This is a genomic window from Agromyces italicus DSM 16388 (assembly GCF_000421545.1).
Lineage (GTDB): Bacteria > Actinomycetota > Actinomycetes > Actinomycetales > Microbacteriaceae > Agromyces > Agromyces italicus.
On the sequence record NZ_ATXF01000005.1, the window covers coordinates 387,839 to 411,739 of the forward strand.

Sequence of the window (23,901 nt, forward strand, 5' to 3'; positions counted from 1 at the left end):
CCGCAGGCGACTCAGCCGAGCAGGTCGTGCAACTGCACGATCTCGTCGCGCCCCGGGCCGACCCCGATCGCCGAGATGCGCGACCCGCTCATCGCCTCGAGCGCGCGCACGTAGGACTGCGCGTTCGCGGGCAGCTCGTCGAACGACCGGGCACCCGAGATGTCCTCCGTCCAGCCGGGGAACTCCTCGTAGATCGGCTTCGCATGGTGGAAGTCGCTCTGCGAAACGGGGATCTCGTCGAAGCGCCGACCGTCGACGTCGTACGCCACCGCGACCGGGATCTTCTCGATGCCGGTGAGCACGTCGAGCTTGGTGAGCACGAAGTCGGTGACGCCGTTGATGCGGGCCGCGTAGCGGGCGATCGGGGCGTCGTACCAGCCGGTGCGACGCTTGCGCCCCGTAGTGGTGCCGAACTCGTGCCCCTGCTCGGTGAGGAAGTCACCCCACTCGTCGAACAGCTCGGTCGGGAAGGGACCGGCGCCGACCCGCGTCGTGTACGCCTTGACCACCGCGATGACCCGGTCGATCTTGTTCGGCGCGATGCCCGACCCCGTGACGGCGCCGCCCGACGTCGCGTTCGACGAGGTCACGAACGGGTAGGTGCCGTGGTCGACGTCGAGCATCGTGGCCTGGCCGCCCTCGAAGAGCACGGTCTCGTCGCGCTCGAGCGCCTCGTGCAGCAGCAGCGCGGTGTCGGTGACCATCGGGCGCAGCCGGTCGACGTACGACAGCAGTTCGTCGACGACCTCGTCGACGCCGATGGCGCGACGGTTGTAGACCTTCACGAGCAGGTGGTTCTTCTGGTCGAGGGCGCCCTCGACCTTCTGCCGCAGGATGTTCTCGTCGAAGAGGTCTTGCATGCGGATGCCGACACGGTTGATCTTGTCGGCGTACGACGGCCCGATACCGCGCCCGGTCGTGCCGATCTGACGCTTGCCGAGGAAGCGCTCGGTCACCTTGTCGAGGGTGCGGTGGTACTGCGTGATGAGGTGGGCGTTGGCCGAGACTTTGAGCTTCGAGACATCCACCCCGCGGGCCTCGAGCCCCTCGAGCTCTTCGAAGAGCACCTCGATGTCGACGACGACCCCGTTCGCGATGACCGGCGTGACGCCCGGCGTCAGGATGCCGGACGGCAGCAGGTGCAGCGCGTACTTCTCGTCGCCGACGACGACGGTGTGACCCGCGTTGTTGCCGCCGTTGAACTTGACGACGTAGTCGAGGCGCGAGCCGAGCAGGTCGGTCGCCTTGCCCTTGCCCTCGTCGCCCCACTGTGCACCGATGAGTACGGCGGCGGGCATGTCAGTCCTCTCCTGCCGTGGCTGACACGGCGGGTTCTTCGATCGGGTCTGCGGGGGGCGGTGCGGCCTCGGCCGTCGGCGCGAACAGTGCGGCCGCCGAGACGATCGGCATCAGCTGCGTCGGCGTGAACTCGCTCGCGATGCGTGCGGGCGCCTCGGCATCGGCGTCGGCGAGCTCGTCGGCGAGGCGCCCGGCGCGCTCGTCGAGCCCGAGACCGGCGGCGGCACGGCGCTGCGTGTCGAGGGCACGGAGGTATGCGCGGTTGGGCTCGTCGGCCCAGGGGACCGCACTGCCCGGCCGCCAGCCCGACGCGCTCAGCTGCTCGCGGGCGAGCTCGGCGGCGACGGCCGCGAACGCGTAGGCCTCGATGGCGCGGCCTTCGGAGTCGGCGAGGTCGGCGAGTTCGGTCCAGGCGAGGGGCGACGACGGATGCTCCGCGACGACCGCCGCGACGGACGCCCGATCGGCCTCGGCCAGCGCCTGGCGAACCTCGGGTTCGTCGGCGAGCGACGCCTCGGGCCCGGGGGCTGATTCTTCTGGAGTCACACTCCACCTTATCGTGGGCCCTTTCGCGGGTTGAGGGGCGAGCGCAGCGAGCGTCTCGAAACCCACGCGCCAAGTAGGCTGGAGGGCATGTCGAAAGTCCTCTCCAGCCTCCCCGTCGGCGAACGCGTCGGCATCGCCTTCTCCGGCGGCCTCGACACCTCGGTCGCGGTCGCGTGGATGCGTGAGAAGGGCGCCGTGCCCTGCACGTACACGGCCGACCTCGGCCAGCCCGACGAGCCCGACGTCGAGGCGGTTCCCGGCCGGGCCATCGAGTACGGCGCCGAGATCTCGCGACTCGTCGACTGCCGTGCTGCGCTCGTCGAAGAGGGCCTCGTGGCCCTGCAGTGCGGCGCGTTCCACATCCGCTCAGGCGGCAAGGCCTACTTCAACACGACCCCGCTCGGCCGCGCGGTCACGGGCACGCTGCTCGTGCGCGCCATGCTCGAAGACGGCGTCGACATCTGGGGCGACGGTTCGACCTACAAGGGCAACGACATCGAGCGGTTCTACCGCTACGGCCTGATGGCCAACCCGCGCCTGCGCATCTACAAGCCGTGGCTCGACGCCGACTTCGTCACCGAACTCGGCGGCCGCGCCGAGATGAGCGAGTGGCTGCAGCAGCGCGACCTGCCGTACCGCGCCTCCGCCGAGAAGGCGTACTCGACCGACGCGAACATCTGGGGCGCGACGCACGAGGCCAAGGTGCTCGAAGAGCTCTCTGAAGGGATCACCACGGTCGAGCCGATCATGGGCGTCAAGTTCTGGGACGAGTCGGTCGAGATCGCGACCGAAGACGTCACCGTCACGTTCGAGCAGGGCCGCCCGGTCGCGCTCAACGGCGAGCACTTCGACGACGCCGTCGCCCTCGTGCTCGAGGCGAACGCCATCGGCGGCCGTCACGGGCTCGGCATGAGCGACCAGATCGAGAACCGCATCATCGAGGCGAAGTCGCGCGGCATCTACGAGGCGCCGGGCATGGCCCTGCTTCATCTGGCCTACGAGCGCCTCGTCAACGCGATCCACAACGAAGACACGATCGCGAACTACCACAACGAGGGTCGCCGCCTCGGCCGCCTCATGTACGAGGGCCGCTGGCTCGACCCCCAGTCGCTCATGCTGCGCGAGTCGATCGTGCGATGGGTCGCCTCGGCCGTCACCGGCGAGGTCACCGTGCGCCTCCGCCGCGGCGACGACTACACGATCATGAACACGACGGGCCCGGCGCTCAGCTACCAGGCCGAGAAGCTCTCGATGGAGCGCGTCGGCGACCAGGCGTTCGGCCCCGAAGACCGCATCGGGCAACTCACGATGCGCAACCTCGACATCGCCGACTCGCGTGCACGTCTCGAGCAGTACGCCCACCTCAACCTCGTGGGCGGTGCCACGGCGGCCCTCGTCGGCGACCTCGCTGCGGGCGGGGCCGCCGCCGAGATCCTCGCGGGCCCGACCGAGAGCGACCTCGAAGCCGCGACCGACGCGGCGAACGAGGCCGCGGCGTTCGACCTCGGCACTGACTGAGCAGCACCGCCTGAGCAGCACCCCGGACCGCACGACGGCCGGCCGGGTCATCCCGGCCGGCCGTCGTCGTCTCACTGCGGCGGGCGTTCGTCCTCGACGCAGCCGTTCTCGGCGAAGTCGGGGTCGCCGCGGCCCTCGAACCAGGTGGGCGTGCCGTGGTCGTCGTACCAGAACCCCGGGTACACGTCCTCCTCGTCCTGATGCTTCGCGTGCGCCTTGACGACGGCGAGCTTGTCGGTCTCGATGTAGACGAACGGATTCTTGACGCTGTGCGTGGCGTGGCAGTACGGCACGCGGTGGTCACCGCCGACGGGCGCGCTCGCGTTCGCCGCGACGCCGGCGCCGAGCACGCTCACGGCGAGGAATGGCAGGGCGGCTGCGCCGGCGACGAGCCGGCGCGAAAGTGCGGTTGACATGACGGAGTCTCCCCTCTGACTCGATTCGACGCCAAGCCAACTCCGCCCGGCCGCGAGCGGCAATCCCGAGAACGGGGTACAGCGCCCACGCGGCATCCTGATGAATCGGCGGCGCGGACGCGAGCGACGACCCCGAAACAGGGGACGACTCAGGCGGGCGTCTGCTGGTGCGCCGCGACGTGCCAGGCGCCGTCGTCGTAGAGGTACGTCGTCGACATGCGGAGATTCACCGTGTCGTCGCCGCGTCGTGCGACCGCCCGGTAGACGACCACACCGGCGCGGTCGCCGAGCCGGATGACGGCGGGCTCGTGCAGCTCGTATCCGTCCCATGGGGGCGTCGAGCGGAACGCCGCGAGGATCTCGTCGCGGCCGAGCACCGCGCCCTCGACGACCATGAGCGCATCGCGGGTCATCGCACGCTGGTAGTGCTCGCCCCCGCGGCCCTCGACGATCGCACGCCACCCGGCGTGCTCTTCATGCAGCAGACGGGCGGGCAGATCGTCGGTGATCTCGGTCATGACCCAACGCTAACCGCGATCGGATGCCTCGGGAAGAGTCCGATCACAACCAGTGCCTGGACTTGAAGATCCGGTAGAGCACGAAGCCCGAGACGAGCATGAGCAGGATCGCGAAGGGATAGCCGAACGCCCAGTGCAGCTCGGGCATGTGGTCGAAGTTCATGCCGTAGATGCCGGCGACGAGCGACGGGGCGAAGAAGATCGCCGCCCAGCTGGAGATCTTCTTCGTCTGCTCGCTCTGCGCGATGCTCGCCTCGTTCTGCCGCTGTGCCACGAGCGTCGCGTGGACGCCCAGCGCATTCTGCAGGGTCTGCCGGTACTCGTCGACGCGCTCGGTGATGCGGATGACATGGTCGAGCACGTCGCGGAAACCGCGGCGGAGCTCGAGCTCGGGTTCGCCCTGGTCGTCGTGCAGTTCGTCGCGGATCGTCGCGATCATCTCGCGCAGCGGCTTCACCCCGCGCTGGAACTCCGTGACCTCGCCCGAGAGGTCGTAGATGCGCTTCGCGACCGCGGTGTCGCCGCTGAAGAGCTGCTCCTCGATCTCGTCGATGTCGTTCTCGAGCCCGGCGACGACGGGCGCGTACTCGTCGACGATCTGGTCGACGACGGCGTAGAGCACGCCGACCGGGCCGCGTGCGAGGAGCTCGGGCTCCTGCTCGAGCCGTGCGCGAACCCGCCCGAGGTCGGGCCTCTCGGCGTGGCGGATCGCGACCACGAAGTCCCCGCCCACGAAGAGGTGCACCTCGCCGAACTCGACCCGCTCCTCGTCGTCGAGGTAGCGGGCGGGCCGCAGCACCACGAAGCGGGTGTCGCCGTAGCGCTCGAGCTTGGCGCGCTGGTGACCGACGAGCGCGTCTTCGACGGCGAGCTCGTGCAGACCGAACTCCTCGGCGACGACTCCGAGCTCGGCGGCATCGGGGCGGTAGAGGCCGATCCAGGCGAAACCGCCGTGCTGCCTGAGGGCGTCGAAGGTGTCGGCGAGCGCGACGGGCGAAGCGGCGCGCCTGCCGCCGACGTAGATCGCGTTGTCGATGACGGCCATGACGTCAACCGTAGATGCGTTCGGCGTAGCTCGGGCCGTAGTACGCGTCGAGCTCGTCGAGCGAGTCGCCCTGCCGCTCGACGGCCTTCGAGATGACGGCGCGCCGCGGTGCGGCGTCGGGAGCCCACGACTCGGGCAGCCAGGCCTGCGAACGCAGGAACGCCTTCGAGCAGTGGAAGAAGACCTCGTCGATGTCGACCACGATCGCGAGCGGCGGCCGGTTGCCGCGCACCACCCGGTCGTCGAGGAACGGGGCGTCGCGCACGATCGTCGCCCGGCCGTTGATCCGCAGCGTGTCGCCGCGACCCGGGATCACGAAGATCAGGCCGACGTGCGGGTTGCGCAGCAGGTTGCGGAACCCGTCGACCCTGCGGTTGCCCGTGCGCTCGGGCACGGCGATCGTGCGGTCGTCGAGCACGACGGCGAAGCCGGCGGGGTCGCCCTTCGGCGAGACGTCGAGGTTGCCCTCCTCGTCGCTCGTCGCGACGAAGGCGAGCGGAGAAGCGGCGAGCCACGCGAGGTCGACCTCGTGCAGGCGGTCGCGCGTCTTGTTCGCGGCGGTCGGCAGCGGCGCGCCGACGATCGCTTCGAGTTCGGCTGCGGTGGTGACGGGAATCCCCCGTCCGTGGGCTTCGGCCATGACGGCCACGCTACCGGCCGGTGGTCTCGATATGCTCCTTCGTGGCTACTCGACCGACGGGGTGGCCGCGTGGCTGAGGATCCACGAGTGCATCGCGATCGCCGCGGCGGCGCTCGCGTTGAGCGAGCGCGTCGAGCCGTACTGGGTGATCTCGACGAGGGCGTCGGCGGCCTCGGCGGCCTCGGGCGAGAGCCCCGGCCCCTCCTGCCCGAAGAGCAGCACGCAGCGCTCAGGCCACGCGAACGCCTCGATGGGCACCGCGCCCTCGAGGTTGTCGAGGGCGATCACGGGCAGGGATGCCTCGTGCGCCCAGCGGGCGAACCCCGCGACATCCTCGTGGTACTGCACGTGCTGGTAGCGGTCGGTGACCATCGCGCCGCGCTTGTTCCAGCGGCGCCGCCCGATGATGTGCACCGTGTCGGCGGCGAACGCGTTGGCGCTGCGCACGATCGAACCGATGTTCATGTCGTGCTGCCAGTTCTCGATCGCGACGTGGAATCCGTGCCGGCGCTCGTCGAGATCGGCGACGATCGCCTCCATGCGCCAGTACCGGTAGCGGTCGATGACGTTGCGGGTGTCGCCTGCGGCGAGCAGCTCGGGGTCGAAGCGGGGGTCGCCGGGCCACTCGGCCTCTCCGCCCGGCCACGGTCCGACACCGTGCTGCGGCAGGGTCGCCTCGGGTTCGGATGCCTCGGGGCCGACCTCGTCACTCACCTCCGCAACGCTACCCGCACCGAGCCCGCCGAGCATGTTTCGGTATGCCGAAATATTGCTAGGGTTTCGGTATGCCGAAAACGCTCGACGACGAGACCGACGCCCCCGACACCGCCGCACCCGACGGGTCGCCCCCCGCGGCCGACGGGCGGCGCCCGCGCGACGCCTCCGTGCCCCGCGTCGCCTGGCTGATCGGCCCCGCCCTCGTCGCCGGCGTCGCCTACCTCGACCCCGGCAACGTCGCGAGCAACATGACCGCGGGCGCCCAGTACGGGTACCTGCTCGTCTGGGTCGTCGTGCTCGGCAACGTGCTGGCATGGCTCATCCAGTACCTGTCGGCGAAGCTCGGCATCGTCACCGGCCGCAGCCTCCCCGAGGTGCTCGGCGGGCGCATCCGCAACCGCTGGGGCCGTCGCGCCTACTGGCTCCAGGCCGAACTCGTCGCCATGGCGACCGACCTGGCCGAGGTCATCGGCGGTGCCGTCGCCCTCAACCTCCTGTTCGGGGTGCCGCTCATCTGGGGCGGCCTCATCACCGGGACCGTGTCGATCGTGCTGCTCGTGCTGCAGTCGCGGCGCGGGCCGCGCACCTTCGAGTTCGTCATCATGGGCCTCCTCGCGATCATCGCGATCGGCTTCACCGTCGGCGTGTTCGTCGCACCTCCCGACCCGGCGGGGCTCCTCGGCGGGCTCGTGCCGCGCTTCGCCGACACGAACTCGGTGCTGCTCGCGGCATCCATTCTCGGGGCGACGATCATGCCGCACGCGATCTACGCGCACTCGGCGCTCTCGCGCGACCGCTTCGCAACGCGACGCGGCGAGCAGGCGGGGCGTGCGGCCGCGCCGCTCGGCGACGCCCGCACTGCACGACCGGCCGCCTGGCACGGCTTCGGCATCCGTCGCGGCACCGACGCGGCACCCGAACTCGCACCCGGCACCGCGACCGCCGTGCCGACCGACGTGCTCGTTCGCGCCACCCGCTGGGACGTGTCGATCGCGATGGCGATCGCCGGCACGGTGAACCTCTGCATCCTGCTGCTCGCCGCCGTGAACCTCGCGGGCGTCGAGGGCACCGACAGCCTCGAGGGCGCCTACGCCGCGCTCGGCACCGCGCTCGGCCCGGTGATCGCGACCCTTTTCGCGGTGGGCCTGCTCGCCTCGGGGCTCGCCTCGACCTCGGTCGGCGCGTACGCCGGCGCCGAGATCATGTACGGCCTGCTCCACGTCCGCGTGCCGCTCATCCTGCGCCGGCTCGTCACGCTCGTGCCCGCGCTCGTCATCCTCTGGCTCGGGTTCGACCCCACGCTCTCGCTCGTGCTCAGCCAGGTGGTGCTGTCGTTCGGAATCCCCTTCGCACTCGTGCCGCTCGTCGCACTGACGGCGAAGGCCGGCGTGCTCGGGCGCTGGCGCAACCACTGGGCGACGACAACGGCGGGGGTGGCGGCGTCGGTGTTCCTCATCGCGCTGAACGGCGTGCTGCTCTGGCTGGTGTTCACCGGGGCCTAACCCCGCCCGGCCCGCGCGTGATGTCGCGCAAACGGTCGCCATCCGTCGCGAGTACCGACCACTTGCGCGACATCACGACTTGGAGGGAGGCGGGCGAGGGGAGACGGGGCGGGCGCGGCTAGGCTGGGCGCGATGCCTGCCAGCAAGAATCCCGCGCTCGAGGACTACCTCAAGACGGTGTACGCGCACACCGAGTGGCAGCCCGACCCCATCACGCCGAAGGTGCTCGCCGACAAACTCGGCGTCGCCCCGTCGAGCGTCACCGAGATGGTGAAGAAGATGGCCGCGCAGGGGCTCATCGCCCACGTCCCGTACGGTCCGCTGCGACTCACCGACGCGGGTCGCGAACGCGCCCTCGCGGTCGTGCGCAGGCACCGGCTCATCGAGACCTGGCTCGTGCGCGAGATGGGCTACGGCTGGGACGAGGTGCACGACGAGGCCGAAGTGCTCGAGCACGGCCTCAGCGACCGGCTCCTCGAGACGATCGACGCCCGCCTCGGTCGTCCTTCGCGTGATCCCCACGGGGACGCGATCCCCGCGGCCGACGGGTCGATCGCGGTCGAGTCGTTCCTGCGGCTCGACGGCGCGCCCGCCGGCCACACGGGCCGGGTGCTGCGCATCAGCGACCGCGACCCCGAGGTGCTGCGCGCGCTCGCCGCGGCGGGGGTCGCCCCCGGCGTGGTCGTGACGGTCGAGACCCCGGATGCCTCCGGCGAACACGTGCACGTCAGGGTGACGCCGGTCGGCGACGGCGCTTCGAGCGCGGCGCGGGTCGAGGCATCCCCGATCGAACTGGCGGCCGAGGCAGCCGCGGAGATCTGGGTGACCGGCTGACGATGGAACGGCGTGACGAATCTCGGCACGAGGCGGGTGCGACCTCGTCCCCACCCAAGGCACGGTCATCGTCCCCACGTACCGCTCGGGGCCGCAGCTCGACGACGCCGTCGCATCGCTCGACGTGCAGTCGCTGCCGCCCGGCGAACTCGAGGTCCTCCTGATCGACGACGGTTCACCCGACGCGACGTTCCACGACGACCGCGACGGCCCCGGTGAGAGCCGTCTCGAGATCCTGGCCTCGACCGACATCTACGTCCGCGCCGCGCGCATGGGCGGACCTCTGCACGGCGGCGTCTGGGACCTCGGCGCCCACGACGCGTTCCTCTGGGGGCGCAACCACCGCCGGGTGCAGACGCCGAAGGGCTGGACAGCCTCGGCGGTCGTCCACGGCCGCCCGGTCAGGGCCTACGCCACCAGCCAGGGCACGGTCGCCTCGACGTGGGCGACACGACGGGCGGGTTCGCCGCGGGACTGGCGCTCGAGTTCGCGGGCGCGGACGGGCGCGGACGTCGCCGGCGTGCGAGGTACCTCGTCAGAGGACTCCCCATGACGGGCGGCGAGGTGCCGGTCGTGGTGATCCGGCCGCGCCCCGCGTGGGCCCGTCGCCGACCTGGGTCGGTGCTCCGGCGGTTGACCGCACCGGTGCGGCGCCCTCGCCGTGGTTTCCTCCGCGCGGACGGCGACGGCGCCCGCCTCCTCGTCGAGGGACTCCGTCGCCCGGCCCGAACCACCGCGCTACGGGGTCGAGTGGGCCGGGAAGGCGTACGAGCTCGCGCTCGCGTTGGACCGGCCGCAGTACGCGACTGAGGCGACGCGGGACTCCGGCTAGCTGCCGGGCAGCGGCGGCGCCCGTCGACCGAGGCAGCCGCATGCAGAAGTGCGGATCAATCGCATGCAGACGTTCGGTATGCATGAATACATACGAGTTGGATGCAAAAGCGCAGATGGGTTGTATGCAAAAGTTCAAGTGCCGGTAGGCTGCCCCTATGGTCGCCTATCGTCCCCGGATCCTCGATGCAGTTCTCGCGCGTCGTATGCGGAGCATCGGAGCCATGCTCGTCGAGGGTCCGCGTGCATGCGGCAAGACCGCCACGGCCTCGCGACTCGCACGAACGATCATCCGATTCGATGAGGATCCCGACGCCCGCGCCGCGGTCTCCGTCGCACCGCAGACGCTCTTCGAGAACCCGACACCGATCCTCTTCGACGAGTGGCAGTTGGAGCCGGCGATCTGGAACCGGGTGCGACGTGAAGTCGATGATCGGCAAGCGAAGGGTCTCGTCCTACTGACGGGATCCTCCACTCCGAGGCCGTCGAGTGATCGACATTCCGGCGCCGGCCGCATCGGCGTCGTCCGCATGCGTCCGATGAGCCTCTACGAGTCCGGGCACTCGAGCGGACGGATCTCACTGACCGATCTCTTCGACGAAGCAGCACCGAGCGCAGGCGGAGTGGATACCGACGTGCCCGTGCTCATGGAACGCATCATCGTCGGCGGCTGGCCGGCGCTGTTGGACGCGACCGAGGCCGATGCTCGCGATTACCTCACGGACTACCTGACTCAGATCGTCGATGTCGATATTCCCCTGCTGGGTTCGCGACGTGACCCGCGAAATCTGCGTCGCCTCCTCACCGCACTCGGTCGTTCGACCGGCCAAGCGGTGAAACTGAGTGAGCTCGCGGCAGACGTCGGCGGGGAGGCCGGCCCGATCGCACACGAAACCCTGCTCAGGTACCTCGAGGCACTCGAGCGGCTCGGTTTGACCGACGATTCCGAAGCGTGGCAACCGCACATGCGCTCGCGCGCCCGGCTGCGGGTGGCACCGGTCCGCTACTTCGTCGACCCTTCGATCGCCGCCGCCGCCCTCGGCATCGGGAGCCGCGATCTCCTCCGCGACCTGAACGCGGCCGGCTTCCATTTCGAGTCGCTTGCACTGCGCGACCTCCGCGTCTACGCGCAGCCGATCGGCGGCGTGATTTCGTCATGGCGCGACTCGAACGGCAACGAGGTCGACGCGGTCGTCACGCTGAACGACGGTCGCTGGGGCGCGTTCGAGGTCAAACTGAACCCGACCGCGATCGACACGGCTGCGGCGAATCTGAAACGCTTCGCGTCGACGATCGACGCCGAACGGCACGGCGCACCGTCCGTGCTCGGCGTGATCACGAGCACCGGGTACGCCTACCGACGCCCCGACGGCGTCCAGGTGATCCCGATCACCGCATTCGGGCCCTAACGCCATTGGTCCCTCCTCCCTCCGCACGAATCTTGAAGGAACGCTGCTCATGACGACCGCCGTCACCCTCATCCGCTCCGACTCGCTCTTCGCCGGAGCCCCGTATGCGTACGCGGCGACGGCGCCCACCGACGCGCGGCTCGTGTTCCTCGCCGGCGCCTGCCCGCTGAACCCCGATGGCACCACCGCCGGGGTCGGCGACATCGCAGAGCAGGCCGCGAAGTGCGTCGAGAACCTGCGTATCGCGCTCGCCGACGCAGGCGCCGCCCTGACTGACGTCATCAGCACGCGCGTGCTCGTCGCCTCCGCCTACCGCGCCGACCTCGGCACGGCGTGGAACGTCGTGCATGACGCGTTCGGCGAGCACGACGTTCCGAGCACGCTGCTTGGCGTCACCGTGCTCGGCTACGAGCATCAGCTCGTCGAGCTCGAGGCCGTGGCCGCGGTGCGCGACTGACGCGACGCGGGACTCGGGCTGGCTGCCGGGCAGCGCGGCGCCCGTGCGGAGATGGGCCGGGTAGCCCTGCGCCTCCGACCATTCGGCCCAGCCCGACGGCAGCCAGGTGCCGTCGCCACCGGTGCCCCGATGAAAGCGACCTCGTTCGGCGCCACCGGGAAGAGCGTCGGAACCCGATATTCGGGAACGCGGCGGTTCGAGATGTCGTGCACGATGTGGCAGTGCGCCAGAGCGCGCTGTCAGGCGGCAACCACTCGCTGGTCGGCACCTTCTTCTTCCCCATCGCGCCATACTATTGCGGCCCTCGCCCCGGCCCTCTGGGCTGTGGAATCCTCAAGCGATGACGGCGAGCGGCCGCCCTGCTGCTAACATCCCGCGGTGCGCATTCTCCGCAGGACACTGGTCGTCCTCCTCGTCATCGTGCTGGTTCTCGTGGCGGGTGCCGTCGCCGTCTACTGGTGGCAGCGGCCGATGCTGCGCACCGGCACCGGCTACGCGGCGCACAACGCCTGCGCCGTGACCGAGGTCGCGCACCGCGAAGGCCCCGAGAGCGATCTGCCGTCGAACCCGCTCGTGCCGTACCTCCAGGTCGACGTCGATCGCGACGCGGGCGTCACCACCGGTTCGCTGCTCGGGGCGCTGGCCGCTCAGAAGGCCTGGTACACGCCGGGCTTCGGCTGCACGCTCGCGGGCGACCGCCCCGAGCTCGGCGAGGCGTCGGCGGTCACCGCCGAGGGCAACCCCTTCACGGATGCCGCGGCGCCGGCGCCGTCCGACGAACTCACTGCCGCACTCGCGGCCGCGTTCGGCGACGAGCTCTCCGAAGCCGATGCCGCAGCGCTCGGCACCCGCGGCGTGGTCGTCGCCAAGGGCGGCGAGCTCGTCGCCGAGCGCTACGCCCACGGCTTCGACGCCGAGACCCCGCAGCTCGGCTGGTCGATGTCGAAGAGCGCGACGAGCCTCATCACGGGCATGCTCGCGCAGCAGGGCGAGCTCGCGCTCGACGACGCCGGCCTCCGCCCCGAGTGGAGCGACGAGCGCGCCGACATCACCGTCGAGCAGCTGCTGCGCATGACGAGCGGCCTCGAATGGGACGAGACCTACGACCTCGGCACCCCGATCACGCAGATGCTCTACAACGAGGGCGACATGGCCGGGTACGTCGCGGGCCTTCCGCTCGAGAGCGCGCCCGGCACGGTGCAGGAGTATTCGAGCGGCTCGACGACGCTGCTCTGCTCGATCCTGGCCGAGCGCACCGGTCTCGGCGCCGACCTGCCGCGGCAGACGCTGCTCGGCGCGCTCGGCCTCTCGTCGGCGACGTTCGAGCCCGACGCGGCCGGCACGCCGGTGTGCTCCTCGTACCTCTGGGCGACTCCGCGCGACTGGGCCGCGATCGGCCAGTTCGCCCTGCAGAACGGCGAGTGGAACGGTGAGCAGCTGCTGCCCGCCGACTGGATGGCGCGGTCACTCGAGGTGGCGCCGGTCGAGTCGACCGACGACCCCGGCTACGGCATGGGCTGGCGCGTCAACGTGCTCGCCGACGGCAGCCTGCGCTGGCCCGAACTGCCCGAGGACACCTTCTACGCCTCGGGCCACGACGGCCAGAAGGTCATCGTCGTGCCGTCGGAGGACCTCGTGGTCGTGCGCATGGGCTTCACGCCGGAGGCCGACGACGAGCCGAGCGAGGTGCAGCTCGTCGCCGACGTGATCGCAGCGCTGGGCGAACCGTCGGTCGGGTAGCGCCCCCGGCGGTCGGGTAACGCCCGCCCCGCGGCATCCGATCGTCACTTCGCCGTCATCGGCGGGTGACGCCCGCGCTCTAGGCTTGACCCATGGGACGACGTGACGAAGTCGAGTGCTGGCTGACCGATATGGACGGCGTGCTCGTGCACGAGAACCACCCCCTGCCGGGCGCCGCCGAGCTGCTGGCGCAGTGGGAGAACGCGGGTACCCCGTACCTCGTGCTCACGAACAACTCGATCTTCACCGCACGCGACCTCTCGGCGCGGCTCCGCGCGAGCGGCCTCAACGTGCCCGAGGACCGCATCTGGACCTCGGCGCTCGCGACTGCCGACTTCCTCAAGTCGCAGCTGCCCGGCGGATCGGCGTTCGTGATCGGCGAGGCCGGCATCACCACGGCGCTGCACGAGGCCGGCTTCATCATGACCGAGACGAACCCCGACTACGTCGTCGTCGGCGAGACGCGAAACTACTCGTTCGAGGCGATCACCAAGGCGATCAGGTTGATCGGCGCCGGCGCTCGGTTCATCGTCACGAACCCCGATGCCACGGGGCCGAGCGCCGACGGTCCGCTGCCCGCGACCGGGGCGATCGCGGCGCTCATCACGAAGGCGACCGGCATGGAGCCGTATGTGGTCGGCAAGCCGAACCCGATGATGTTCCGCTCGGCGCTGAACAAGATCGGCGCCCACTCCGAGAACACCGCGATGATCGGCGACCGCATGGACACCGACATCGTCGCGGGCATCGAGGCGGGGCTGCACACGATCCTCGTGATGACGGGCATCAGCGACCAGGCCGAGATCGAGAAGTACCCGTTCCGGCCCGACGAGATCCTGTCGGGCGTCGCCGATCTCGTCGGCGAGCCCGCCGAGACCGAGCTCTGACCACGACCGCCGCCCGCACGTCGCGACTCTGAAAGGGTTGGCACCATGATCGAACTCACCGACATCGACCTCGACGACGACGGCGAACTCAGCGCCGTCGTCTCGCTGCCGGGCGACCGGCAGGTCGCCGTGCTGTTCGCCCTCGACGACGGCGAAGCGCTCGAGACCACCGAGATGCTCGCCACCGCGCAGCGCGCGCTCACCCCGCTCACGGCCGAGCCGCTCGACCGCCTCGAGGCCGAGATCGTGCGCGAGCTCGTCGACTCGGAGTTCGAGGGCGACGACGAGGCGAGCGACGACGACTACACCGAGCTCGCCGACGAGCTTGAGCTGCAGGGCGCGATCGTGTCGAGCGACGCGACCCTCGTGCTCGTCTACGAGGCGCCGACGCAGTACGCGGGCCTCGTGATCTACGCGCAGCTCGACGAAGGCCTCGAGATCGAGGTGCTGAGCGTCGCCGACACCGATGACGAGCTCGACGACGACAGCGCCGAAGAAGAGGTCGAGTAGGGCGAGCCCGCCCGCCCGACCTCTTCATCGCGCGTCTACGCCGCGAGCGGCGCCTCCTCGGGGTCGGCGTCGAGCCGCGCCCGCACCTCGGGGGCGAGATCGAGCTCGGCGGCGCCGAGCACCTCCTCGAGCTGGGCGACGCTCGACGGCCCGGCCACCGGGATCACGGGCACCTCGCGGCCGAGCAGCCACGCGAGCGCGACCTGGTTCGGCGTCGCGCCGAGGTCGCGGGCGACCTCGCGCAGCAGCGCGATGCGCGAGTGCGTGGTGGGGTGGTTCACGCCGCCCCACAGGGTCTTGTCGCTGCGGGTGAACGCGCCCTGGTGCAGCGGCGAGTAGGCGGTCACCGCGAGCGGCGGTCGGCCGTCGACCCCGGTGGATGCCGCGTACGAGAGCAGTTCGGGCGTCACGAAGTTCTGCCGGTCGAGCTTCGGCGCGGGGTAGACGTAGCTGTACTGCTGCTGCACGAGCCCGTAGGGCGCGATGCCCTGGCGGATCGCCTCCTCGCGGGCCTCGACGACGCGCCAGAGGGCGACGTTCGAGATGCCGGCGACGCCGATGAGCCCCTCGTCCTGAAGGGCGCCGAAGGCGCCGACGGTCTCGGCGAGCGGGGTCTCGAGGTCGTCGACGTGCCCGTAGACGACGTCGAGGTGGTCGACCCCGAGGTGCTTCGCGCTCTCGCGGGCCTCGCGGTCGATGGTCACCGCGCCGAGCCCCTGGAAGTTCGTCGGCGGCGTGTTCGAGAGCGGCAGTGCCGGGTCGGCCTTGGCGGCGCCGAGCTTCGTTGCGATGCGCAGCCGGTCGCGCACACCGCGCGAGCGCAGCCAGCGGCCGAGGAGGTCTTCGCTGTCGCGGCCGTGGCCGCCGTCCCAGAAGCTGTAGTTGTTGGCGGTGTCGATGAACGTGCCGCCGGCCTCGACGAAGCGGTCGAGGATCGCGAACGAGGTCTCCTCGTCGATCTTGGTGCCCATCTGCATGGTGCCGAGGCAGATCGTCGAGACGTCGAGGCTCGTGCGGCCGTTGCCGATCGTGCGGTATCGCATGGGATGTTCCTCCGTTGGTGTGGGTGACGTCGTCCAGCGTAGGAATCGATCGGTTCGGGCATACACTCCAATCAGGACACCGTTCACCAGACCAATCGAGGGACGACCGGATGCCTCGCTCCCGCCCCGCGCCGGGCCCCTCCCTCGCCTGGGAGACCCTCCTCGACCTCGGCTCGGGGCCCGAGCCGCTGCGCGATCGGCTCGAGCGCGCCATCCGCGACGCCGTCACGAGCGGGCGAGCCTCCGCCGGGGCGGCGCTGCCGCCGAGCCGCGGCCTCGCCGAGACGCTCGGCGTCTCGCGGTGGGTGGTCACCGAGGCCTACGGGCAGCTCGTCGCCGAGGGCTTCCTCGAGGCGACGGTCGGCTCAGCCACCCGCGTGCCGGCAGCAGACCATCGCGCCCGTTCTCCTGCCGACGCCGCACAGGAATCCGGGCTGCGCTCCGAGTACCGACGCCCGCCGTACGACCTCGGGCCGGGCGTCGCCGACCTGCGGCACGCGCCGCGCGCTCGATGGGCGGCCGCGGTGCGGCAGACGCTCGAGGTGCTGCCCGATGCCGAGCTCTCGGTCGTCGATCGTCTGGGGCATCCGAGTGCCCGCACCGCGGTCGCCGACTATCTCGCGCGTTCACGTCGCGCCGTCGCCGCACCCGACGACGTCGTGATCATGCACGGTGCGAGCGACGGCATGGCCGCGGTCGTCGCGGGACTTCGCGCCGTCGGGCACCGATCGATCATCGTGGAGGACCCGAGTTGGCCGCGCCTGCGCGACATCGCGGCCGGGGCAGGGCTCACACCCGTACCGGTGCCCGTCGATCACAACGGCATCGATGTCGATCGCCTCGTCGCGGCCGCTGCCCGCACTGGCTCGCGCGCTGCGCTCATCACGCCCGCCCACCAGTTTCCGCTCGGCGCGGCGCTGTCACCGACGCGACGCGACGCGATCGTACGCTGGGTGCGCGAGGTCGACGGCGTGCTCATCGAAGACGACTACGACGCCGAGTTCCGCTACGACCGGCGCCCGATCGCCGCACTGCAGAGCCTCGCGCCCGAGCACGTCGTGCTCGTCGGCTCGCTCTCGAAGTCATTGGCCCCGGCGTACGGACTCGGCTGGACCCTCGCGCCCGCGCCGCTGCGCGAGCGGGTACGGCTCGGCGAACGGGCGCGCCCCTCGACGCTCGAGCAGGCGACGCTCGCGCGGTTCATCGAGTCGGGCGATCTCGAACGGCATCTGCGTGCGTCGCGCGGGCGGTTCAAGCGGCGCCGCGCCGCACTGCTCGCCGCCTTCTCGCGCGAGCTGCCCGAGCTCGAGCTCACCGGCATCGCCGCGGGCATGCACGCAGTGCTCGCCATGCCGCCGGGGGTGCGCGCCGTCGAGGTCGCGGCGGCGGCAGCGGGCCGCGGTGTCGCAGTCTCGGACCTCACGCGCTACCGCGCGACGAGTGCACAACCGCTCCCCGAGGCGCTCGTCGTCGGCTACGGCAACCTCTCGGACGCGGTTGTCGACGAGGCCGTGGCACGGCTCGCCGAGATCATCCGCTCGCGCGCCTGACGGCGGCCCGGCGCCCCCGGCGCCCCGGCCCGGCCCGCGATGTCGCCCAGATCGTCGCTTCGGCAGCCGCATCACGACGGTTTGCGCGACATCGCGGGCAGGAACGGCGACGTTCAGGGAATGAGCTCGTACTCGTGGGCCCCGTCCCACGGCTCGGCCCAGCCGAGCCGGTCGAGCATGCGGTCGAGCACGAGCCCGGTGAACCCCCAGACGAGATGCTGCCGGCCGCCGACCGTCGGCAGAAAGCCCGGCCCGCGCCACTCCTGCCCGGCTCGACGGGCCACCGTCGTGACCCGGTTCGCCGGGTCGACGAGGTCGGCCACCGGTGTGCGGAACACCGCCGAGGACTCGGCGACGTCGACCACCCCGACGGGCGACGGCGCCCGCCACCACCCGAGCACCGGCGTCACGAGGTGACCCGAGTACGGCACCGGAATGGACGGCAGCGCACCGAGCACCTCGACCCCGGTCGTGTCGAGCCCGGTCTCCTCACGCGCCTCGCGGAGCGCCGCGTCGACCGGACCGCCATCACCGGGATCGACCCTCCCGCCCGGAAAGGCGACCTGCCCGGCGTGCGACCGCAAGGTCTCGGCACGGGCGAGCAGCAGCACGTCGAGGTCGCGGGAGACCGCATGATCATGCGCCGCATGATCGCTCGGCAGCCCGTCGAGCACCCCGAAGAGGATCAGCACAGCGGCATCGCGGAACGCGACGTCGCCGAAGCGTTCGTCGTCGGGCCAGTCGGCGAAGAGCCCGGCGTCTCGCGCGAGCTCGGCCAGTTCGTCGCGGGCGGCTCCGGCAGGTGCAGTCACCCTCCCGAGGCTACCCCGCGAGTCGCCCGGCCCGGGCAGTGCGCCACCTCAGGCGAGATTCGCGACGGCGGTCTCGACGAGGCGCCAGAACCGCTCGACGTCGAGATCGACGGCGACGTACGCATTGGGTTCGCGCCGGAGCATCCCGTCGAAATCGACGCTCGTCGCACCGAGCGTCTCGGTGCCCGTCAACTCGATGTCGAGGCGGGTGCGCCTGAGCGTCACGACCTCGGGGGCGACGAGCACCGCGACGGCGACCGGGTCGTGCAGCGGGCCCTCCGGCATGCCGAAGACCTCGTCGTTGGTGCGGCAGAAGAACTCGAACAACTCCTCGCCGAATGCGGCGGTGCGGGTCCCGGTCGCCGAGAGGCGGTCGCGCACGGCCTGCGTCACGAGCGCCCGGTGGGTGACGTTCAGCCCGACCATCGTGAAGTCGACGCCGCTGCGCACCACGAGATCGAGCGCGTCGGGGTCGACCCAGGCGTTGAACTCGGCGTACGGGGTGGCGTTGCCGCGCTCGGTCGAGCCGCCCATCCAGACGATCCGGGCGATGCGCGACGCCAGCCCGGGGCGGTCTCGCAGCAGGATCGCCACGTTCGTGAGCGGCCCCGTCGCGATGATCGCGACCGGCTCCTCGGCGGCGAGCAGCGTGTCGGCGATGAGCTCGGTCGCGCCGCGCGCGTCGAGCGGCACCGTGGCCTCGGGCAGCTCGGGCCCGCCGAGCCCGTTCTCGCCGTGGATCCACTCGGCGGTCTCGAGTTCGCGCACGAGCGGCGCCTCGGCGCCCGCCGCGACCGGCACCCCGGTGACGCCGGCGACGGTCAGCGCGATGCGCGCGTTGCAGCTCGTGTGCTCGAGGGCGACGTTGCCGCCCACGGTGGTCACGGCGCGAAGATCGAGGGCCGGATGCCCCGCGGCGAGCCACAGGGCGAAGACGTCGTCGTGTCCGGGGTCGCAGTCGACGATCACGGGCAGGGTCATGCGAGCGGGGCTCCTTCGTCGTCGAGTTCGGCGGCGGCGAGCACCGTCGCACGGGAGGCGTAGGAGTCGACCGTGCCGCGCGACTGTACGGCGAGCGCGCCGGCGACGACGGCGATGCGCATCGATTCGGCGAGGCTGCGCCCCTCGGCGAGGAACGCCGCGAGCGTTCCGGTGAAGCAGTCGCCGGCACCCGTCGTGTCGACGGCGACGACCTCTGGGGCCGCCTCGGCCCAATCCCCCTCGGGAGATGCCCCGACCGCACCCGCCGCACCGAGCGTCACGACCACCGAGCGCGCGACCAAGCCGACCGCGGATGCCGCGTGCCAGCGCCACTCGTCGAGCGGGGTGCCGGCCGGGACATCCGCACCGATGCCGATCGCCCGCGCCTCGTGCTCGTTGACGACGAGCGGATCGCACACCGCGAGCGCTGCGGCGGAGACCGCGACGGGCGGCGCGAGGTTCACGACGAGGCGCACACCGAGCCCGGCGCACAGCTCGGCGAGCCGCTCGATCGCCGCGATCGGGAGTTCGCCCTGACTCAGCACGAGGGCCGCCGATGCGAGACGTTCGCGCTGGGTGTCGAGCGCCGTGGGGCCGAGCGCGAGGTTCGCCCCGCCCGTGACGATGACCGTGTTCTCACCCGAATCGGCGACCGTGATCTGTGCGACGCCGGTCGGGGCATCCGTCACCTGAACGATGCCCGCGGTCGCGAGGCCGAGGTCGTCGAGCACGCCGAGCGCGAGCGAGGCGTTCGCGTCGTCACCGACCCGGGCGACGAAGTCGACCTCGGCACCGGCGAAGTGCGCGGCGACCGCCTGGTTCGCGCCCTTGCCGCCGACCGCGGTGCGGAACGTGCGCGACGTCACCGTCTCGCCGGGGGCCGGAAACCGTTCGACGTAGCTCGTCGCATCGACGTTCAGCGAACCGACGACGACGACCCGGGCGCCGCGGGCCAACTCAGGCCGCCGGACCCGGGCCCGCGATGCTCGCCGTCAACGGCTCGCCGCCCGAACGGTTCGCGAAGCAGTAGTAGTCGCGTGCACCCGCGTCCCACTGGGCGGCCTCGGCCGGGTAGGAGGCCTGGACCTGCAGGTCGTCCACACCCGACACCGCGGCCACGTCGATGACGCCCGCGGCCGTGCACAGGAGGTTCATCTGCGTGGCGAGTTCGGCCTCGCCCGGGTAGGGCGCAGCCGCGTCGCCCGGGAGCGTGCCGTGATAGACCAGCTGCGCGGCATGCGGAGCGGTGCAGTCGACGACCGTGTACTCCTCCTGCCAGGCGTCGGTGAAGGGCTCGAGGCACTCGCCGCCGAAGAGCGTGTCCCACGCATGCACGCCCGCCGGCTGCGCCGCGGTCGGCACGGGCGCCGGCGTCTCACTCGCACTCGCCGAGGGGGAGCCGCTCGGCGCATCGGCGTTGCTGCCCTTCGTGAACATCGTGCCGAGGAAGAAGAGGCCGACGAGCACGAGGAGGGCGACGAGTCCTCCCGCGATCCAGACGAGCGGGCGGATGCCGTGCTTGCCGCCGCCGCTCTCGGAGCCGCCACCGCTCGTGCCGCCGCCCGAGGAGCCCCGCCCGGAGCCGCTCGCGCTGGAGCCGGAGCTCGAACCCGACGACCCTCGACCGGCCTGGCCGCCGGTGCCGCCGCCCATGCCCGTGGCGGCTGCGCCTGCGCCTGCGCCTGCGCCTGCGCCTGCGGTGAAGAGTGTCGCCGTCGCGCCCGACTGCAGGAGCGCCGTCGCCGGGTACGTCTCGGCCGGCCGGCCGACCGACGGATCGATGAGCCGGAGCGGTCCTGTGGCCGCGACGCTGCCGAACAGCGCCGCGAGGCCGTCGTCGGCGGCCGGCTCGGCTCCGGCGCCGAACCGGTCATCCGCGACGGGGCGATCAACCGACCCGAGATCGGGTTCAGCCGGGAACACCGCGGCGCGCTGGGCGATGGCGTCGAAGAACGCGTCCTCGGTTGCGAACTCGTCAGCGTGTCGAGCTGTGGGGTCGGGTGCCGGCTCGAGCACGGGCTCGGGCGCGGGCTCGGGCGCGGTCGCGACTCGCACGAGCGAGCCGAGGCCGCTGCTCATGGGCTGATCGTCGGCGGCGGCGACCGCGCCGGTCGCCGGAGCTCCGGCCGCGAGGATCGTCGACACCGAACCCGGCGACTCGGCACGCGGGTCTTCGGCGTTCGGGTCGGGCTGAAGATTCCAGAGGTACCCGGGCTCCCCGGGCTCCCCTGGCTCGTCGTCGAAGTCGTCGGCGTCGGTCTCGGCGACGTCGTCACCGCGGTCGAAGGCGAGACCGAGTCGATCGAGGCCGTCGTCGTCAACAGGCGCAGATCGGGCCGCGGTCGCGGCGACGGCACCCGCGGCAATACCGGCGAACGCAGCGGGAGCCGCATCTGCCGCGGGCGCTGCGGCTCCTCCGCCGAGTGCGGCGAGCAGGTCATCGACTGGCGGGACGGCACCGAAGGCGCCCGGCTCGGGACGGGGCGGAGCGGTGGCGAACGCGGGGAACGGCGCGCGCGGGGCCGCGAGTGCTCCCTCGAAGGCGTTGCGTCGATCGTCAGCCGCGGGAAGCGCAGCGGTCGGCGGTTCGGATGTCTCGAGGCGCTCGTCGTGGGGCGCCTGCGTCGCACCGGCCGGATCGGCGACCGGGGGCTCGGCGCGCGGAACCGACTCGAGCTCTTGGGCGAACGCATCGAATCGGCTCGCGCGGCGGATGGCGGGCTGGACGACCTCCGTCGGGTCGGGCACGACGGGCTCGGGCACGACGGGCTCGGGCACGACAGGCTCGGGCACGGCCGGCGCGGCGGCGAAGTCGGTCCATGCGCGACCCGCCGACCACGACGGGGTCTCGGCCTGGGCGACGTCACCCGCGACGGGTGCGACCGGCGCGACAGGGGCGGCATCGAAGACCGGAACTCCACGGGCGGTCGCGGGAGCCGACGGCACGGGGTCGGGCTCGTTGAGCGCGGCCCACAGCTCGTCGTCGTAGCTCGACGCGCGCGGTGCCGGCGTCTCGCCCCACCCCGCGGGCGCCTCGGGCGGCGCGGTCGGATGCTGCTGCTGCGGGATGCCGCCCACCGGAGTGAACGAGCTGCGCGCCACGGGCGGCGGGGAGAAGCCGGCGAAGGGCCCGTCATCGGTCGTCGGCGCGGGCTCGGCGACGGGCCCGTCGGTCGTCGGCGCGAGCTCGGCGACGGGCGCCTCGGGGAGCGCGGGCTCGGCGACGGGCGTCGCCCGGGCGACCGCAGGGGTCGTATCACTCGCCTGGAGTCCGACCGAGGCGGAGCCGTTCGAGAGCTGCTGGAACGCCGCCCGGAGCGCGGCCTCGGATTCGAGCTCCTGGTCGCCCCACGTGAGCGCGAACGATGCGGGCGGCGTGACCGGGCCGGGTGGCGTGACCGGCGCGACGGGCGCGGCCGGCGCCACGCGCGCGGCAGGCTGCGTCGGCGTCGCCTGGGCGGACGGCCACGACGCCACGGGAGGCTGGGCGGCCGGCATCGGGTTCGGATCGGCGAACGGCGAGACCCGCGCGGGAGTCTGGAGGGGTGCAGATGCTTCCGGAGCTGCAACCCGCGGGGATGCCGGAGCTGCCGGAGCACCACCGACGGGCGGCTCGACTTCAGTCAGGCGAACGGTCGGCGCGGGCGGCGCGACGGAGAACGGCGGGCTCCAGCTCGGAAGGGCCGGCTGGACGGGCGGCACTGCGGAGGCACCGCCCGCGACCGCAGCTCCACCCGCGGCGGCGCCCCACGGCGCCGCCGGGGCCGATTCGTGCGACGCGGCCGGCTGGGCGGGCGACGGCTCGCCGATGACCGGGAGCGCCCGGGTAGCCGAGTCATCGCGCGCGGGCTCGGCGAGCGAGAACCAGTCGAGCACCTCCTCGTGCCGCGACGGACGCGTCGGAGCGGCGAGCGGCGGCGAGGCCGGAGCGGCAGGAGAGGCGGGAGCGGCGAATACCGAAGGTGCCGGCGGGGACTGCGGCGGGGTCGCCTGCGGCGCGGAGCCCGTGGCCCCGCCGCCCGCCAGCTGCGCGAGCAGCCAGTCGGCGCCGTCGTCGAATCCCTGCCGTTCGTTCATCAGGCCAGGCCCAGGTCTTCCAGCCCGATCGCGTACAGGTAGGGCACGCCCTCGGCTTCGATGACCTCGCGGGCTCCGGTGGCCCGATCGACGACGACCGCGACCGCCACGACCTCTGCGCCGACCTTGCGCAGCGCTTCGATGGCCTTGATCGGCGAGCCGCCGGTGGTCGAGGTGTCCTCGAGCACGACGACGCGCTTGCCGGCGAGCTCGGGGCCTTCGACCTGCTTGCCGCGGCCGTGGTCCTTCGGCTCCTTGCGCACCACGAAAGCGTCGTACGCACGACCGCGCGCGGCCCCCTGGTGCAGGATCGCCGATGCGATCGGGTCGGCCCCCATCGTCATGCCGCCGACCGCGGCCACGTCGGGGACGTCGGCGATGAGGTCGAGCATGACCTGCCCGATGAGCGGCGCGACCCGGTGGTCGAGGCTGACCTTGCGCAGGTCGACGTAGTAACTCGCCTTCTTTCCACTCGTCAGCGTGAAGTCGCCGTGGAACACGGCGTCGGCGGAGATGAAGTCGATGAGTCGACGTCGAGCGTCGGAATCGTGCTGGGTCACCCGACTACT

General features: G+C 71.8%; 23 protein-coding genes. 10 read left to right on the forward strand and 13 right to left on the reverse strand.

All coding sequences use genetic code 11. The annotated features are described in order from the left end of the window. Window positions 1–11: 11 nt before the first annotated feature. Window positions 12–1,298 carry an adenylosuccinate synthase gene (locus H516_RS0106125; RefSeq protein ID WP_022888839.1) on the reverse strand — a complete coding sequence of 429 codons (1,287 nt, stop codon included), beginning with the start codon at window positions 1,296–1,298 and terminating at the stop codon, window positions 12–14. A 1-nt stretch (window position 1,299) separates the two neighbouring features. After that, a complete protein-coding gene (locus tag H516_RS18680) occupies window positions 1,300–1,845 on the reverse strand; it encodes a DUF3151 family protein (RefSeq protein ID WP_022888840.1) in 546 nt (181 codons plus the stop codon). Window positions 1,846–1,932: 87 nt separating this feature from the next. Here H516_RS18680 and argG point away from each other — a divergent pair, with 87 nt between their 5' ends. Continuing rightward, window positions 1,933–3,363 (forward strand): argininosuccinate synthase, encoded by a 1,431-nt coding sequence (gene argG / locus H516_RS0106135; RefSeq protein ID WP_022888841.1) that lies wholly within the window; start codon window positions 1,933–1,935, stop codon window positions 3,361–3,363. 71 nt (window positions 3,364–3,434) lie between these two features. Here the strand turns inward: argG and H516_RS0106140 are convergent, their stop codons facing one another. The 5 genes from H516_RS0106140 to H516_RS0106160 all read right to left on the reverse strand — a co-directional run bounded on the left by H516_RS0106140 (window position 3,435) and on the right by H516_RS0106160 (window position 6,732). Next, the gene (locus H516_RS0106140) at window positions 3,435–3,779 is read right to left on the reverse strand and encodes a hypothetical protein (RefSeq protein ID WP_022888842.1); all 345 of its coding nucleotides are present in this window, start codon (window positions 3,777–3,779) and stop codon (window positions 3,435–3,437) included. Between the two features lie 149 nt (window positions 3,780–3,928). Beyond that, window positions 3,929–4,297 (reverse strand): nuclear transport factor 2 family protein, encoded by a 369-nt coding sequence (locus H516_RS0106145; RefSeq protein WP_022888843.1) that lies wholly within the window; start codon window positions 4,295–4,297, stop codon window positions 3,929–3,931. 43 nt (window positions 4,298–4,340) lie between these two features. Further along, complete coding sequence (locus tag H516_RS0106150; protein ID WP_022888844.1) at window positions 4,341–5,342, reverse strand: magnesium and cobalt transport protein CorA; 1,002 nt, start codon at window positions 5,340–5,342, stop codon at window positions 4,341–4,343. A 4-nt stretch (window positions 5,343–5,346) separates the two neighbouring features. Beyond that, window positions 5,347–5,982 carry an MSMEG_1061 family FMN-dependent PPOX-type flavoprotein gene (locus H516_RS0106155; RefSeq protein ID WP_026378492.1) on the reverse strand — a complete coding sequence of 212 codons (636 nt, stop codon included), beginning with the start codon at window positions 5,980–5,982 and terminating at the stop codon, window positions 5,347–5,349. Between the two features lie 45 nt (window positions 5,983–6,027). Further along, window positions 6,028–6,732, reverse strand: coding sequence for a TrmH family RNA methyltransferase (locus H516_RS0106160; RefSeq protein ID WP_022888846.1), 705 nt, complete (start codon window positions 6,730–6,732; stop codon window positions 6,028–6,030). A gap of 35 nt (window positions 6,733–6,767) precedes the next feature. Here H516_RS0106160 and H516_RS0106165 point away from each other — a divergent pair, with 35 nt between their 5' ends. The 8 genes from H516_RS0106165 to H516_RS0106205 all read left to right on the forward strand — a co-directional run bounded on the left by H516_RS0106165 (window position 6,768) and on the right by H516_RS0106205 (window position 14,869). Further along, a complete protein-coding gene (locus H516_RS0106165; RefSeq protein ID WP_022888847.1) occupies window positions 6,768–8,201 on the forward strand; it encodes an Nramp family divalent metal transporter in 1,434 nt (477 codons plus the stop codon). A 132-nt stretch (window positions 8,202–8,333) separates the two neighbouring features. Beyond that, on the forward strand, window positions 8,334–9,035 hold the full coding sequence (locus H516_RS0106170; protein WP_022888848.1) for a metal-dependent transcriptional regulator: 702 nt from the start codon (window positions 8,334–8,336) through the stop codon (window positions 9,033–9,035). Between the two features lie 67 nt (window positions 9,036–9,102). Continuing rightward, on the forward strand, window positions 9,103–9,588 hold the full coding sequence (locus H516_RS22515) for a glycosyltransferase (RefSeq protein ID WP_245561756.1): 486 nt from the start codon (window positions 9,103–9,105) through the stop codon (window positions 9,586–9,588). Between the two features lie 502 nt (window positions 9,589–10,090). Beyond that, a complete protein-coding gene (locus H516_RS0106185; RefSeq protein ID WP_245561734.1) occupies window positions 10,091–11,275 on the forward strand; it encodes an ATP-binding protein in 1,185 nt (394 codons plus the stop codon). A 49-nt stretch (window positions 11,276–11,324) separates the two neighbouring features. Next, window positions 11,325–11,732, forward strand: a complete 408-nt coding sequence (locus H516_RS0106190) for a RidA family protein (protein WP_022888852.1) — start codon at window positions 11,325–11,327, stop codon at window positions 11,730–11,732. Window positions 11,733–12,110: 378 nt separating this feature from the next. After that, window positions 12,111–13,472, forward strand: a complete 1,362-nt coding sequence (locus tag H516_RS18685) for a serine hydrolase domain-containing protein (RefSeq protein ID WP_022888853.1) — start codon at window positions 12,111–12,113, stop codon at window positions 13,470–13,472. A 92-nt stretch (window positions 13,473–13,564) separates the two neighbouring features. Then, a complete protein-coding gene (locus H516_RS0106200; RefSeq protein WP_022888854.1) occupies window positions 13,565–14,359 on the forward strand; it encodes an HAD-IIA family hydrolase in 795 nt (264 codons plus the stop codon). Window positions 14,360–14,404: 45 nt separating this feature from the next. After that, window positions 14,405–14,869, forward strand: coding sequence for a hypothetical protein (locus H516_RS0106205; RefSeq protein WP_022888855.1), 465 nt, complete (start codon window positions 14,405–14,407; stop codon window positions 14,867–14,869). 35 nt (window positions 14,870–14,904) lie between these two features. Here the strand turns inward: H516_RS0106205 and H516_RS0106210 are convergent, their stop codons facing one another. Then, window positions 14,905–15,912, reverse strand: coding sequence for an aldo/keto reductase (locus H516_RS0106210; RefSeq protein WP_022888856.1), 1,008 nt, complete (start codon window positions 15,910–15,912; stop codon window positions 14,905–14,907). A gap of 110 nt (window positions 15,913–16,022) precedes the next feature. Here H516_RS0106210 and pdxR point away from each other — a divergent pair, with 110 nt between their 5' ends. Next, entirely contained in the window at window positions 16,023–17,462 is a 1,440-nt protein-coding gene (gene pdxR / locus H516_RS0106215) for a MocR-like pyridoxine biosynthesis transcription factor PdxR (protein WP_022888857.1), read from the forward strand. Window positions 17,463–17,575: 113 nt separating this feature from the next. Here the strand turns inward: pdxR and H516_RS0106220 are convergent, their stop codons facing one another. From H516_RS0106220 to pyrE, 5 genes are read right to left on the reverse strand one after another with little or no spacing between them, the layout of a single operon-like run. Beyond that, window positions 17,576–18,274, reverse strand: coding sequence for an NUDIX hydrolase (locus H516_RS0106220; protein ID WP_022888858.1), 699 nt, complete (start codon window positions 18,272–18,274; stop codon window positions 17,576–17,578). A gap of 48 nt (window positions 18,275–18,322) precedes the next feature. Continuing rightward, complete coding sequence (locus H516_RS0106225) at window positions 18,323–19,255, reverse strand: nucleoside hydrolase (RefSeq protein ID WP_022888859.1); 933 nt, start codon at window positions 19,253–19,255, stop codon at window positions 18,323–18,325. Next, window positions 19,252–20,211, reverse strand: a complete 960-nt coding sequence (locus H516_RS0106230) for a ribokinase (protein ID WP_022888860.1) — start codon at window positions 20,209–20,211, stop codon at window positions 19,252–19,254. The genes H516_RS0106225 and H516_RS0106230 overlap by 4 nt, the downstream gene beginning before the upstream one ends. 1 nt (window position 20,212) lies before the next feature. After that, window positions 20,213–23,332 carry a septum formation family protein gene (locus tag H516_RS21210; RefSeq protein WP_026378495.1) on the reverse strand — a complete coding sequence of 1,040 codons (3,120 nt, stop codon included), beginning with the start codon at window positions 23,330–23,332 and terminating at the stop codon, window positions 20,213–20,215. Next, on the reverse strand, window positions 23,332–23,892 hold the full coding sequence (gene pyrE, locus H516_RS0106240; RefSeq protein WP_022888861.1) for an orotate phosphoribosyltransferase: 561 nt from the start codon (window positions 23,890–23,892) through the stop codon (window positions 23,332–23,334). Before pyrE ends, H516_RS21210 begins: the two co-directional genes overlap by 1 nt. Between the last annotated feature and the right edge of the window lie 9 nt (window positions 23,893–23,901).

Bases quoted from the DNA above. Each gene is read 5' to 3' on its own strand.
- H516_RS0106200 (WP_022888854.1), top strand. From the start codon at position 13,565: ATGGGACGACGTGACGAAGTCGAGTGCTGGCTGACCGATATGGACGGC.
- H516_RS21210 (WP_026378495.1), bottom strand. From the start codon at position 23,332: ATGAACGAACGGCAGGGATTCGACGACGGCGCCGACTGGCTGCTCGCG.
- argG (WP_022888841.1), top strand. From the start codon at position 1,933: ATGTCGAAAGTCCTCTCCAGCCTCCCCGTCGGCGAACGCGTCGGCATC.
- H516_RS0106225 (WP_022888859.1), bottom strand. From the start codon at position 19,255: ATGACCCTGCCCGTGATCGTCGACTGCGACCCCGGACACGACGACGTC.
- H516_RS0106140 (WP_022888842.1), bottom strand. From the start codon at position 3,779: ATGTCAACCGCACTTTCGCGCCGGCTCGTCGCCGGCGCAGCCGCCCTG.
- H516_RS0106165 (WP_022888847.1), top strand. From the start codon at position 6,768: ATGCCGAAAACGCTCGACGACGAGACCGACGCCCCCGACACCGCCGCA.
- H516_RS0106190 (WP_022888852.1), top strand. From the start codon at position 11,325: ATGACGACCGCCGTCACCCTCATCCGCTCCGACTCGCTCTTCGCCGGA.
- H516_RS0106150 (WP_022888844.1), bottom strand. From the start codon at position 5,342: ATGGCCGTCATCGACAACGCGATCTACGTCGGCGGCAGGCGCGCCGCT.
- H516_RS0106125 (WP_022888839.1), bottom strand. From the start codon at position 1,298: ATGCCCGCCGCCGTACTCATCGGTGCACAGTGGGGCGACGAGGGCAAG.
- H516_RS0106170 (WP_022888848.1), top strand. From the start codon at position 8,334: ATGCCTGCCAGCAAGAATCCCGCGCTCGAGGACTACCTCAAGACGGTG.
- H516_RS0106205 (WP_022888855.1), top strand. From the start codon at position 14,405: ATGATCGAACTCACCGACATCGACCTCGACGACGACGGCGAACTCAGC.
- pdxR (WP_022888857.1), top strand. From the start codon at position 16,023: ATGCCTCGCTCCCGCCCCGCGCCGGGCCCCTCCCTCGCCTGGGAGACC.
- H516_RS0106185 (WP_245561734.1), top strand. From the start codon at position 10,091: ATGCTCGTCGAGGGTCCGCGTGCATGCGGCAAGACCGCCACGGCCTCG.
- H516_RS0106145 (WP_022888843.1), bottom strand. From the start codon at position 4,297: ATGACCGAGATCACCGACGATCTGCCCGCCCGTCTGCTGCATGAAGAG.
- H516_RS0106210 (WP_022888856.1), bottom strand. From the start codon at position 15,912: ATGCGATACCGCACGATCGGCAACGGCCGCACGAGCCTCGACGTCTCG.
- H516_RS0106160 (WP_022888846.1), bottom strand. From the start codon at position 6,732: ATGCTCGGCGGGCTCGGTGCGGGTAGCGTTGCGGAGGTGAGTGACGAG.
- H516_RS0106155 (WP_026378492.1), bottom strand. From the start codon at position 5,982: ATGGCCGAAGCCCACGGACGGGGGATTCCCGTCACCACCGCAGCCGAA.